Source organism: Mycobacterium sp. EPa45, from assembly GCF_001021385.1.
GTDB lineage: Bacteria > Actinomycetota > Actinomycetes > Mycobacteriales > Mycobacteriaceae > Mycobacterium.
Genome location: NZ_CP011773.1, coordinates 4029382 through 4041270 on the forward strand (window position 1 = coordinate 4029382; position 11889 = coordinate 4041270).

The window sequence follows — 11889 nt, forward strand, 5'->3', positions numbered from 1 at the left end:
TGTCGTTCACCGGAGTCTTTATGTTGACTCCGGTGTGCTGCGGCTTCGCAACCCTGTAAGCGTCGACGGCAAACCATGCCTGGATCACGGTGTTGCGTTCAGAACTTTATGCCGCAGGCTCCAGCGCCTTCGCACAGCCATCGAGGACGGCTGCGAAGTTCCACGGCAGAAGCTTGGAACTGAGTATCTCCATGGCCTTGCCGCCGCCACGGGCTGGATGGGTGTAGGTACTCACCCAATCAACATGCGTGCCGGCCCCTTCTGGCGTGAACGTCAGCTTGCCGCCCTTGTGCTCGAACGCGGGAACCGATCCGACGATCAGATAGGTGTAGCTGTGCGGCGGGTCGTAGGCGACGATCTCCTCGCGAAACCACAAGCCGATCGCAAACCCCGTCCGGATCGCGCCGAGGCCCGGCGGCGGCGAATCCCTCGCCCACTCGGCCGTGACAATCAGCGGAGCGGCCTTCAGATTCGCCGGCTCGGCTAACCAGGCGAAGACCTTCTCTGGCGGCGCTGCGATCGTCTTCTCGACGTGGAGGTGGACCATGCGATCAGGTTAGGCGTCATGTCACACCCCAGTGGCATACTCGAACATGTGTTCGATTCAGTGTGGCGCTCGGCGAGCGATGTCGCGGTGGTGGATGCCATCGTCGACTTTGCCCGCGCCGAGAACCAGGACGCTGCCCGGCGGGTAGCCGCGATCGCGGAGCTGGTCGCGCGACGTTGCGCAGATGATGAACGTGCGCATTGGGCCTGTGACGAGTGGGACGCTGCGGTGGCCGAAGTCTCGGCAGCGTTAGGAATCACCGCCGGCCGCGCGTCGGGTGAGATGTTGATGGCGATGTCGTTGCGGCACCGGCTGCCGCGGGTGGCCAATCTGTTCTCGGCAGGGTTATTGAGTTACCGGGTGTGTGAGGCAATCACCGATCGCACCTACTTGATCCAAGATCGCCCGACCCTCGCCTTGGTCGACAAAGCGATCGCCGAAGATGCGCTGACCTGGGGTGCGTTGTCGGTGCTGAAGTTGCAGCGCGCCATCGATCACTGGGTGGATCGCTACGACCCGGGGGCGGTGCGCCGGGTGCAGTCACGGGTCCGGGAGCGCGACGTGATCGTCACCGTGGACGCCGCTGCCGGCACTGCCGAGATCGCCGGTCGGCTCTCGGCCGCCGACGGTGAGATCGTCAAGCGCAGGTTGACCCGGATCGCGTATTCGGTGTGCGACGACGACCCCCGCACCATCGCCCAGCGCCGCTCCGACGCCATGGGCGCCCTGGGGGCCGGCGCGGACCGGCTGGCGTGCCTGTGCGGCAACCCCGACTGCCCGGCTGCCGTCGACGACGCACGCGCAGCCGCCGTGGTGGTCCACGTGCTCGCCGAGGCCGACGTGCTCGACGCCGCGCCGGATCCGCAGATGCACGGGGACGGTCAAGAGGCGCAACCCGCTGAGCCGGCACGCCCGCCGGCGGCCAGTGCGGCGATCACCGGCAACCGGGGCATCGTGCCCGCACCACTGCTGGCCGAGTTGATCAACACCGGGGCCACAGTGCGAATGGTGCGCCGCCCGAAGGACGAACCCGAACCGCAGTATCGGCCCTCCACTGCATTGGATGAATGGGTGCGGATGCGGGACATGACGTGCCGATTCCCGAATTGCGACGTGCCCGCCGAATTTTGCGATGTCGACCACACCATCGCCTGGCCCTTCGGCCCCACCCATCCGTCGAACCTGGCGTGTATGTGCCGAAAACACCACCTGCTCAAGACTTTCTGGGCCGGCTGGTCGGACCGTCAACACCCCGATGGCACCATCACCTGGACCTCACCAACCGGACGCACCTACACCACCAGGCCCGGCAGCCACCTGCTGCTGCCCACCTGGAACACCACCACCGCCACCCTGCCACCACCACCACGCGAGCCCCCACCCGCCATCGGCATCCTGATGCCCACCCGACGCACAACCCGGGCAGCCCAACGCACGCAACGAATCACCCGCGAACGCAAACTCAACGACACCCACGTCGCCGAACGCAACAGGCCACCACCGTTCTGACCCGCCCGGTGTAGCCCGGCGTCACCTACTAACCGTTCGCGCGCGGAAACCGGCGTAAGCGAACAACAGCCCGGTGCCGATCTCGGCGAGCGCGGTCACCCAGGAGAACCACGTCACGTTGATGCGCGGGCCAGTGATGTAGCTGTCCTGATACGACGGCCAGAGACTGGGCAGCAGGTGCGCGTAGGTGAAGACCAGGGCGCTGGCGACGCCCGCGAAGATCGCAAGGGCGGGCGCACGGGGATGTCCGCGCAACGCCAGGGTGATCGCAACGACAACAATCAGCCCCTGAACCGTTCCGCCGGCCATGATGAACGTCGGCGATGCGGCCATGCCGCGGCGCAGATGATCGACGACGTGGATGCCCCAGCCGAACAAGAACGCCCAGGCGGACGCACGCAGGAAGGTCTGGGAGCGAGTGACAGTCGTCGCTGACATGAGACCTCCATCGATCTACTACGAGTGATAGTAGATCGATGGGCGGTCGGTGGCAATGGCCCGAATGCGGCTCAGCCGACTCCGCGGCTGAGCCAGCTCACCTCGCCACCGTCACCGCCATCGCGGTACGGCTCCAATGCCTCATCCCACGCCGTGCCCAATACCGAGTCCAACTCGGCGGCCAACGTATCGGCGCCCGAGGACATCAGTGTGCGCAGGCGCATCTCGCCGACCATGGTGTCACCGTTGGCACTCATCGCCCCGCTCCACAGACCCAGCTGCGGCGTGTGGCAGAACCGCTCGCCGTCCACGCCCGCGCTGGGATCCTCGGTCACCTCGAACCGCAGGACAGACCACGAGCGCAGCGCATTAGCCAGCCGGGCACCGGTGCCGACGGGACCAACCCAGTTGGTCACCGCCCGTAGCTGACCAGGCATCGCCGGCTGTGGGGTCCACTTCAAATTCGCCCTGGCGTTCAGGGTCGACGACAGTGCCCACTCAACGTGTGGGCACACCGCTGCAGGAGAGGCGTGGATGTACACCACGCCAGTCGTCGCATCGGCGAACTGGTTCGACGCACGCATCACCTAACTCCTTCGGCTCCACGAGGGACGTCTTCCCCAACGACCTGGTGTTTCCAAAGTGTGCAGTGTGTCGTGCGTGTTTATTGTGCCTTGTGAGGCCTGTGTTGCGCTAGTGCGGCCCGTACTCTCTCAGAACTTCATCAGAGATCGCCGGCCACAGCGGCCTGGCCCAGTCGTCGAAATCCCGCTCCGTGAGCGCGACCAGCGACAATGCCCGCTCCGGATCCACCCAGATGAACGTGCCCGTCTGGCCGAAATGGCCGAACGTCCTCGGCGAGTTCGACGAACCCGTCCAATGGGGCGATTTGTCGTCACGAATCTCGAAGCCCAGCCCCCAGTCATTGGGCCGCTGGACGCCGAAGCCGGGCAACACCCCGGTCAGACCGGGAAACTGCACGCTGATCGCCTGTTCGTGCAGCTGCGCCGACACGGTCGTCGGCGCCAGCAGGTCCACTGCGAATGCGACGAGGTCGGCCACCGTGGAGATACCGCCGTAGCCGGCCGCCTCGGCGCCACCCTCCAGCCGCGACGCCGTCATGCCCAGGGGTTCGAAGACCGCCTCGGCCAGATACCGACCGAACTCGATCCCGGAGTTGGCTTCGATCGTCTCGGCCAGCACCTGAAAGCCGTAGTTGGAATACACCCGCCGTTTGCCGGGCTCGGCCATCAACTCCGCGGAGTGCATCGAGAGCCCCGAGGCGTGCGACAGCAGATGCCGGACCGTGCTGCCCTCGGGACCCGCGGGGGTGTCCAGCTCCACCACACCCTCTTCGATCGCCACCTGGGCAGCGCGCGCCGCGAGCGGCTTGGTCACCGATGCCAGCCGAAACTGATGAGTGGTGTCGCCGTATTCGGCGAGCACCCCGGTGCTGCCCACCACCGCGGCGGCTGCGGCCGAACACGGCCAGTCGGCGATCGAGTCGAGTGGCGTGGCCATCAAGAGCAGGTTACGCGGGGGCGGTCAGCAGACCGTTGTAGGCCTTCTCGATCCACCCATGGACCTCGGCCACCGCAGATGCCGACTCCCGCAGCCGCGGCTCTCGCAGCGCCGCCCGCAGCACCGTCAGCGCTTCGCGATAGCGGCCGCGGCGCACCAGCACCGCCCCGCGCAGCACCGGATCGACGTCGCCGACAGACTCCAACTCACGCAGATAGTGCTCAACCTCATCGAGTTCACCTGCTGCGAAGGCAATCTGGGCCGCACCACGCAGCAGGCGCGGCAGATCACGCGGATCTGCCACCGCGATCGCAGACCGCACCTCCGTCTGCGCGGTGTCCACATCGCCCAGCGCACAGCGCAATAGCGCCACACCGGGCTGCGGCACGGCGCCCAACTCCTGCGCCCGGGCGTACGCCGCGAACGCCCCGTCGATGTCGCCGCGGCGCCGTCGGATCTCGCCGAGCTGGTAGTACGCCTCGCCGGCCACCGCGGACTGCTCGTTCTCCAGCGACAACTCCCGCAGGACAGCAGAGCCTTCGGCAGCAAGGTCGGCGTTGTCGCCGAGCACCGCCACGATGGTCTCCAGGTGTGTCAGCTTGACCAGCACCGGCCCCCCTCCGACATCGGCCAACAGGCCGCGCGCCTGGCGAATCCAGCTCTGACCGATGGCCACCTCGCCGCGCGACAACCACGCCGAGCCGAGCTCGACCGCCTTGCCTGCGGCCGCATTCGGATCGGTCCGCGCCAGTCGGACATAGACGAGTTCACCCACGCGCATCGCCTCACGGCCGTGGCCGAGCCGGCCCGCGGCGGTCGCCATCGCATCGAGATCGTCGACCGTCAGCGGCCCCACAGCACCGGCACGGGAGAACGCCGCGTAGCTGGTCTCGAAGTCGCCGCCGCGGTAGGCGGCACGGGCCGTGATCAGCAGGTCGGCCTGGGTTTGAAGTATCGCGGTAAGCAAGTCTCCACCGTATCTCCCGACCGGGACACGCACGGCGCATTCGGCATCCGCCGCGCTAGTGTTTGGCCCATGAGTCAGACAGTGCGTGGTGTGATCTCTCGGTCGAAGAAGCAGCCCGTCGAATTGGTGGACATCGTGATCCCCGACCCGGGCCCGGGCGAGGTGGTCGTCGACGTCATCGCCTGCGGGGTGTGCCACACCGATCTGACCTACCGCGAGGGCGGGATCAACGACGAGTACCCCTTCCTGCTCGGCCACGAGGCCGCCGGCACCGTGGAGTCGGTGGGGGCGGGCGTCACCAATGTCGAGCCCGGTGACTTCGTGATCCTGAACTGGCGAGCGGTGTGCGGCCAGTGCCGCGCCTGCAAGCGCGGACGCCCCTGGTACTGCTTTGACACCCACAATGCCGCCCAGAAGATGACGCTGACCGACGGCACCGAACTGACCCCCGCACTGGGCATCGGGGCCTTCGCCGACAAGACCCTCGTCCACCAAGGACAGTGCACCAAGGTCGATCCCGAGGCCGACCCCGCCGTTGCCGGGCTACTGGGCTGCGGCGTGATGGCCGGGCTGGGTGCGGCGGTCAACACCGGCAACGTGGGCCGCGACGACACCGTCGCCGTCATCGGCTGCGGCGGCGTCGGCGATGCCGCGATCGCTGGGGCCGCCCTGGTCGGCGCCAAGAAGATCATCGCCGTGGACACCGACGACAAGAAGCTGGACTGGGCCCGCGAATTCGGCGCCACCCACACCATCAATGCCAAAGAACTCGACCCGGTCGAGACCATCCAGGACTTGACCGACGGCTTCGGCGCCGACGTGGTGATCGACGCCGTCGGGCGCCCGGAGACGTGGAAGCAAGCCTTTTACGCCCGTGACTTGGCAGGAACCGTTGTGCTGGTGGGTGTTCCGACCCCGGACATGCGCCTGGACATGCCGCTGGTCGATTTCTTCTCCCGCGGCGGATCGCTGAAGTCGTCGTGGTACGGCGACTGCCTGCCGGAGCGCGACTTCCCGACCCTGATCAGCCTCTATCGCGAAGGTCGGCTGCCGCTCGAGAAATTCGTCTCCGAACGCATCGGCCTGGACGCCATCGAAGACGCCTTCCACAAGATGCACGTGGGCGAGGTCTTGCGCTCGGTGGTCGTGCTGTGAGCGGCATCGAGCGGGTTGTCACCCACGGAACCTTCGAACTCGACGGCGGCAGTTGGGAAGTCGACAACAACATCTGGATTGTCGGTGACTCCTCAGAGGTGATCGTCATCGACGCCGCCCACAACGCCAAGGCCATTGAGGACGCCGTCGGCAACCGTCACGTCGTCGCGGTGGTGTGCACCCACGGCCACAACGACCACATCACCGTCGCACCGCAGTTATCAGCCGATCTCGACGCCCCGGTCCTGCTGAACCCCGCCGACGACATATTGTGGCAAATGACACACGGCGACAAGGCTTTTGGCACGCTCGAAGACGGCCAGGTGCTCAAAGCAGACGGAATCGAGTTACACGCCATCGCCACGCCCGGGCACTCCCCCGGCTCCACCTGCCTGTACGCCCCGGCGCTGGGAGCGGTGTTCTCCGGCGATACGCTCTTCCAGGGCGGGCCCGGCGCGACCGGCCGCTCGTTCTCTGATTTCCCGACCATTCTCGGCTCGATCAAGAACAAGCTGGGCAAGCTGCCTGCCGACACCGTCGTCTACACCGGCCACGGGGACACCACGCGGATCGGCGACGAGCTGGTGAACTACGACGACTGGGCGGCCAAAGGCAGTTAGCTCTTCCGCTTAGCGCCTGAGGCCCAGTCCTCAGACCAGCTTTGGAGATTATTGAGAGTCTTCATGAGGCTACGACCACTGTCACTGAGCCGGTAGCCGCCGTCCTCGTGCGCGACGGTGCCAAGCTCGCGTAAATCCTTCAGGCGCGCGTTGAGCGAGCCGGGATTGGTTTCGCACGCCTCCTGAAGCGCGCGGAAATTCAATGGTCCGTCACGCAATTCCCACAACACGCGAAGCGCGCCGCGCCTACCGAGCACGTCGAGAACGACCATGATCGGGCGCCCGGTCGACGAGCCACGCGCCGGCCGGCCAAGCTTGGGAACATCCATGCTTTACATTTTGTAGCACGCGTGGGTATCGTCGCAACCATGACACGCTATAATAATCATAGCGCCCGGGTTGCCCCGGCCTCCGCTCCACTCCCCGCGGACATCCACGGCGCCATCGACGCAATCATGCGAGGTAAGGAACCGCTGGTTCTGTTCACAACATTGGCCCGCGATCGTCGCCTGTTCTTCAAGTTGTTCAACTCGGGACTTCTCGATCGGGGACACCTGACCATCCGGCAGCGCGAGATCGTCATCGACCGCACAACCGCACAGTGCGGTGCCGAATACGAATGGGGCGTGCACGTAGCGGCGTATGCCACCAAGGCCGGGCTAGATGCACCGCAGATCGCATCACTCGTCAAAAGCGATGCGAACGACGAACATTGGCCCGACGAGGACCGAGTACTCATCCGACTGTGCGACAGCTTGCAGGATTCCTGCAGTGTCGACGACGACCTGTGGGAAAGCCTCCTCCGCTACCACTCGGTCGAGTCGATCATCGAATTGCTCATGCTTGCCGGCTACTACCGCATGGTCAGTTACCTCGTCAACGGACTTCGACTACCGCTCGAACCGAACACACCACGCTTCGCGGACATGCCGCGAGCAACAGTTCCGGCCGGCAATTCCGCTGGCCGGCAGGAGAATAGAAAAGGAGAAGACGATGCCATTCGTCAACGTGAAGGTCATCGAAGGAGTGTTCTCGGCGACGCAGAAGCAGGAGATCATCCGGAAGGTGACCGACGCCATGGTTGAGATCGAGGGCGAGAACATGCGGGCTGTCACCTGGGTGGTCGTCGAGGAGGTCACCAGTGGTGACTGGGGCGTCGGCGGTAATCCACTGCACGCTGCCGACGTCAGGGCACTCGCCGCGGGCCAACCCGTCGGATAGTGATCATCCCTCCCGGCGTTCGACCGTTGGACCGTTCGCCGGGAGGTGTGTCACCGTGCTGTAAGGATCGACGAGGATCTTCGCGTGCTGCTCCGGGTCACCCAGCGCCTCAAAGGCCGCCGCGACGCCGTCCAGACCGACCTTGCCGGTGAGCATCGCGGAGACGTCGAGCTTGCCGTCGGCCAGCATGTGCAGGGTGTCGCGGAATTCCAGTGGCGTGTAAGCGAATACGAACCGTAGGTCGATTTCTTTGACGTTGGCCATCGACGGCCGCATTCGGTCGGCACCCATGCACACCCCGGCGACGACCACCCGTGAGTTCAGCGGCGCCGCACCGATGATCCCGTCGAGGACGCCGGGAACACCGACGCATTCAAAGATCACCGGCCGCTTGGGTCCCACCGCACCGAGCGCGCTCGCGGCACGGTAAACGTGTTGCCAGCCGGGAAGCTTCCGCAGTTTCTCCATGGCACTCATGCCCGTCTCATACAGGGTCGGGGCATCGCGGAGCGCGCCCGATCCCTTGTCGTAGGGCGAGTCCACCTTCGGGTCGACCACGACGTGTGCGCCGCACCGGGACGCCAGCGCCCGGCGGCCCGCGGAGAAGTCGCTGGCAATGATGGTGCTCACTCCCACCGCCCTGAGCTGGCAGATGATCCCCAAACCAACTGGGCCACATCCGATCACGATCGCGGTGTCGCCCTTCTTGATCTCACTTCGGTGCACGGCGTGCAACGCGACCGCCATCGGCTCTGTGAGCGCCGCGATGTCCAGAGACAGACCGTTGGGAACCGGGAACGTCATGGCCGCCTGGACCAGGACCTGCTCGGCGTACCCGCCCGGCGCGAGCGGGGACAGCCCGGTCAGGTGCACACCGCCGTGACCTCGCACGAGCGGGAAGGACACCACCCGGGTCCCGACCCTGAATTCCTTCGGGGTCTTACGACCGCGGTCGGCGACCTCCCCGGCGAATTCGTGGCCCATCACCACCGGGGTGTCGCTGCGCATGAAGTCGTGGTAGCCCATCTCTTCGGCGTTGCTGCGCACTTCGTCGGCATGGTCCTTGGCATGCAGATCCGATCCACAGATGCCGCAGCTGGCGACGTTGACCACCAGCTGACCGTCGTCGGGCACCGGGTCGGGCAACTCGACCACCGACAACGCTCCATGTACACAGCTGACAGCCCTCACGCCGCCCGAGCCTACTCGCCGAGGATCCGGCGCTTCTCCGCATCGAATTCGTCTTGCGTCAATGCACCGGAATCACGCAGGGCGGCCAGCGTTTTCAGTTGCTCCAGCCGCACCCCCTGATCGGTAGGCGTGTAGTGATTGGTCGGGGTGAACGGCCCCGGTGGCGGGTCGGCAACGAAGGGCAGCGGCTGGCTCAGCGGCCGCTGCTTGCGCAGGAACAGCGACGCGATCAGATCGAGCAGGCCGAGTCCGAAGATTCCCCCGAAGACCCAGGGCAGATATCCCGACCCGCTTTCCTTGCCGAACGCCAGCCGGGGGTTGATGTAGCCGTTCACCTGCCCGTCGGTGCGGATCTGGTAGGTGCCGGCCGCCGGGATCTCGGCAGTCCAGATCCGGATGTGGGTGTCGCTGTTGACTGTTGTTAGGGTGCCATGGTTTTCCGTCAGCACCGGATCGGCCACCCCGGCCGGCGGCACGATGTTCAATCGCAACGTGGGCAATGGGAAGCCGCTCGACGGTGAACCGGTCACCGAGGTGTGGAAACTGATCTGCGCCGGTCCGGCGGGCAGCTGCACCTGACTCGAGCCGGGGATCGGCACCTCGCCGTAGGCATCGAACTCGTCGAGCACGAACGCGTTGAGGACCATCACGATGATGAAGCCGACGCCGCCGATCACCATCATCAAGATTCCCGAGAGCGTCAGAATGCGGGAAACAGTCTTGGTGCCGGCCATGGTGAGAAAGTGTGTCACGCCGGGCTTTGCGCCGCGGCTCCTATCAGCCAGGTCACCAACCCGGTGCGCAGCCCGTCGACGAACCGGGCATGCGGGTCGGGGAAGCCGAGCTCGTCGATCACCCGACGCACCGGGTCGGTCGGTATCGAAAACGGATACATGCCGGCCACCAGACTCAACGCACCCTCACCGAAGAACGCCACGAACTCAGCGGGCAGCCACGGCAGCTGCCGCCCGGCCAGGTCGGATACGGCCGCGATGCTCTGCATCGCCCGGACCTTGAAGTCGCGGGCATAGGTCTCGGAGATGTTGCGCTCCAGCACACCGGCCATCGCGCCGAGCAACTCGCACAGCAACCGCCGTTCCACCAGCGTGTCGGCGACGATCCCGGCGAAGCGAATCTCGTTGGCATACTCCGCTTTCCGCGCCCGCGGTCGTCCAAGCCGCTCCTCCAGCTCGGCGAGCCAGTCACGGCACTCCTCGTCGAGCAGTTCCAGAAAAATCGCTTCCCGACTGTCGAAGTAGCGCAGCACGTTGGACTTCGCCAGGCCGACCTGTTCGCTGATGTCGCGCAGCGTGACCTCGTCGACCCGCTTGCCGGACAGCGCGGCACGCGCCGCCGTGAGGATCGCCAAGCGCCGGGCGGCCAACTGCTCGGGCCGGCGGGCGCGCTGGAACGTCGAGGTCACGGCTCCAATTTAGCAGACCACCGTTCTCTTGTTATCAGACCATTGTTCTGTTAATGTCGCCGACATGACTGCCCTCGCGCTCACCATCCCCGACCTCTCCGGGAAACATGCCGTCGTCACCGGCGCCAACAGCGGCCTGGGACTCGGCGTCACCAAACGCTTCGCCGCTGCCGGTGCCGACGTGGTCATGGCTATCCGCAACCGCGCCAAGGGCGAGGCGGCGATCGCCGAGATCCGCAAAGACGTCCCCGAGGCCAACCTCACCATCAAGAATCTGGACCTGTCATCGCTGGCCAGCGTCGCCGCGCTCGGCGAGGAGCTCAATTCCGAAGGCCGGCCGATCGACATCCTGGTCAACAACGCCGGCGTCATGCAGCCGCCGCAGCGTGACACCACCTCCGACGGTTTCGAGCTGCAGTTCGGCAGCAACCACCTCGGCCACTTCGCGCTGACCGCCCATCTGCTACCGCTACTGCGTGCCGCCGACAATCCCCGAGTGGTGTCCTTGAGCAGCCTGGCGGCCCGCTTCGGGCGAATCAACTTCGAGGATCCCAACTTCGAGCGCGGCTACTCGGCGAATCTGTCCTACGGCCAGTCCAAGATCGCGACGTTGATGTTCGCCCTCGAACTCGACCGGCTCAGCCGACGGCTGGGATGGGGTGTGCTGTCCAACGCCGCCCACCCCGGCCTGTGCAAGACGAACCTCCAGATCAGCGGACCCTCGCACGGCCGCGAGAAGCCCACCGCGTTGGCGCGGTTCTACCAGTTCAGTTGGCGCTACCTGCCGTTCATGTGGCAGGAGGTCGACGAAGGCATCGTGCCGGTGCTGTATGCGGCCGCCGACCCGAAGGCCCGCGGCGCCGAGTTCTACGGTCCCCGCGGCTTCCAGGAGCTGGCGGGCGGCGGAGTCACCGAGGCGGTCATCCCCGGCCGGGCCGCCGACGTCGAGGATTGCCGGCGGCTGTGGGAGTTGTCCGAGAAGCTCACCGGCGTGACTTATCCGACGGAGTAGCTGACAGCGACTAACGTCAACCGTCTGACGAACGGGGAGGTTGCGATGTCCAGAGACGAAGCTGACAAGCCCGCCGGAGGCGCGGTGCGGCGCTTCGCTCTGCGCTACTGGCTGGCCATCACCCTGGTGGTGCTGGCGACGATCTTCATCGCCCAGAATCGCGAGCGACAGCGGGTACACGTCCTCTGGATCACCGTCGAATACCCGATGTGGCTGCTGCTGACAGCGATGGCGGTCGTGGGCCTCGTGGTCGGGCTGCTGCTGCACCGTCGTCGCAGGAGCTGA

The 11889-nt window shown here is 65.9% G+C and carries 16 protein-coding genes; 7 read left to right on the forward strand and 9 right to left on the reverse strand.

Annotation, left to right across the window (positions count from 1 at the left end):
* Window positions 1-106 precede the first annotated feature (106 nt).
* Window positions 107-547: an SRPBCC family protein gene (locus AB431_RS19290; protein WP_047331282.1), complete on the reverse strand. Its 441-nt coding sequence runs from the start codon at window positions 545-547 to the stop codon at window positions 107-109.
* A gap of 48 nt (window positions 548-595) precedes the next feature.
* Here AB431_RS19290 and AB431_RS19295 point away from each other — a divergent pair, with 48 nt between their 5' ends.
* Window positions 596-2056 carry an HNH endonuclease signature motif containing protein gene (locus AB431_RS19295; protein WP_235435706.1) on the forward strand — a complete coding sequence of 487 codons (1461 nt, stop codon included), beginning with the start codon at window positions 596-598 and terminating at the stop codon, window positions 2054-2056.
* Window positions 2057-2077: 21 nt separating this feature from the next.
* Here AB431_RS19295 and AB431_RS19300 read toward each other — a convergent pair whose 3' ends face one another.
* From AB431_RS19300 to AB431_RS29610, 4 genes are all read right to left on the reverse strand, one after another.
* Window positions 2078-2494, reverse strand: coding sequence for a hypothetical protein (locus AB431_RS19300; protein ID WP_047331283.1), 417 nt, complete (start codon window positions 2492-2494; stop codon window positions 2078-2080).
* 71 nt (window positions 2495-2565) lie between these two features.
* Window positions 2566-3078, reverse strand: coding sequence for a DUF3145 domain-containing protein (locus AB431_RS19305; RefSeq protein ID WP_047331284.1), 513 nt, complete (start codon window positions 3076-3078; stop codon window positions 2566-2568).
* Window positions 3079-3187: 109 nt separating this feature from the next.
* Window positions 3188-4015 (reverse strand): serine hydrolase, encoded by an 828-nt coding sequence (locus AB431_RS19310; RefSeq protein ID WP_047331285.1) that lies wholly within the window; start codon window positions 4013-4015, stop codon window positions 3188-3190.
* Window positions 4016-4025: 10 nt separating this feature from the next.
* Complete coding sequence (locus AB431_RS29610) at window positions 4026-4982, reverse strand: lipopolysaccharide assembly protein LapB (protein ID WP_144418312.1); 957 nt, start codon at window positions 4980-4982, stop codon at window positions 4026-4028.
* A 69-nt stretch (window positions 4983-5051) separates the two neighbouring features.
* Between AB431_RS29610 and AB431_RS19320 the strand changes: the two genes are divergently transcribed.
* Window positions 5052-6137: an S-(hydroxymethyl)mycothiol dehydrogenase gene (locus AB431_RS19320; protein ID WP_047331286.1), complete on the forward strand. Its 1086-nt coding sequence runs from the start codon at window positions 5052-5054 to the stop codon at window positions 6135-6137.
* Complete coding sequence (locus AB431_RS19325; RefSeq protein ID WP_047331287.1) at window positions 6134-6757, forward strand: MBL fold metallo-hydrolase; 624 nt, start codon at window positions 6134-6136, stop codon at window positions 6755-6757. The genes AB431_RS19320 and AB431_RS19325 overlap by 4 nt, the downstream gene beginning before the upstream one ends.
* Here AB431_RS19325 and AB431_RS19330 read toward each other — a convergent pair.
* A complete protein-coding gene (locus AB431_RS19330; protein WP_047331288.1) occupies window positions 6754-7086 on the reverse strand; it encodes a helix-turn-helix domain-containing protein in 333 nt (110 codons plus the stop codon). The two genes, AB431_RS19325 and AB431_RS19330, sit on opposite strands and share 4 nt — an antisense overlap.
* A gap of 39 nt (window positions 7087-7125) precedes the next feature.
* On the opposite strand from AB431_RS19330, the gene AB431_RS19335 reads away from it, so the two are divergent.
* Together AB431_RS19335 and AB431_RS19340 are read left to right on the forward strand one after the other, a co-directional pair.
* Window positions 7126-7842, forward strand: coding sequence for a carboxymuconolactone decarboxylase family protein (locus AB431_RS19335; RefSeq protein ID WP_082135921.1), 717 nt, complete (start codon window positions 7126-7128; stop codon window positions 7840-7842).
* Window positions 7751-7978, forward strand: a complete 228-nt coding sequence (locus AB431_RS19340; protein ID WP_047331289.1) for a 2-hydroxymuconate tautomerase family protein — start codon at window positions 7751-7753, stop codon at window positions 7976-7978. Before AB431_RS19335 ends, AB431_RS19340 begins: the two co-directional genes overlap by 92 nt.
* Window positions 7979-7981: 3 nt before the next feature.
* On the opposite strand, the gene AB431_RS19345 is transcribed toward AB431_RS19340, so the two are convergent.
* The 3 genes from AB431_RS19345 to AB431_RS19355 are packed head-to-tail and all read right to left on the reverse strand — an operon-like array spanning window position 7982 to window position 10592.
* Entirely contained in the window at window positions 7982-9169 is a 1188-nt protein-coding gene (locus AB431_RS19345) for a zinc-binding dehydrogenase (protein ID WP_047331290.1), read from the reverse strand.
* An 11-nt stretch (window positions 9170-9180) separates the two neighbouring features.
* On the reverse strand, window positions 9181-9903 hold the full coding sequence (locus tag AB431_RS19350; RefSeq protein ID WP_047333603.1) for an SHOCT domain-containing protein: 723 nt from the start codon (window positions 9901-9903) through the stop codon (window positions 9181-9183).
* A gap of 14 nt (window positions 9904-9917) precedes the next feature.
* Window positions 9918-10592, reverse strand: a complete 675-nt coding sequence (locus AB431_RS19355; RefSeq protein ID WP_047331291.1) for a TetR/AcrR family transcriptional regulator — start codon at window positions 10590-10592, stop codon at window positions 9918-9920.
* A 64-nt stretch (window positions 10593-10656) separates the two neighbouring features.
* Here AB431_RS19355 and AB431_RS19360 point away from each other — a divergent pair, with 64 nt between their 5' ends.
* Window positions 10657-11604, forward strand: a complete 948-nt coding sequence (locus AB431_RS19360) for an SDR family oxidoreductase (protein ID WP_047331292.1) — start codon at window positions 10657-10659, stop codon at window positions 11602-11604.
* Window positions 11605-11649: 45 nt separating this feature from the next.
* Window positions 11650-11889: a hypothetical protein gene (locus tag AB431_RS19365; RefSeq protein WP_047331293.1), complete on the forward strand. Its 240-nt coding sequence runs from the start codon at window positions 11650-11652 to the stop codon at window positions 11887-11889.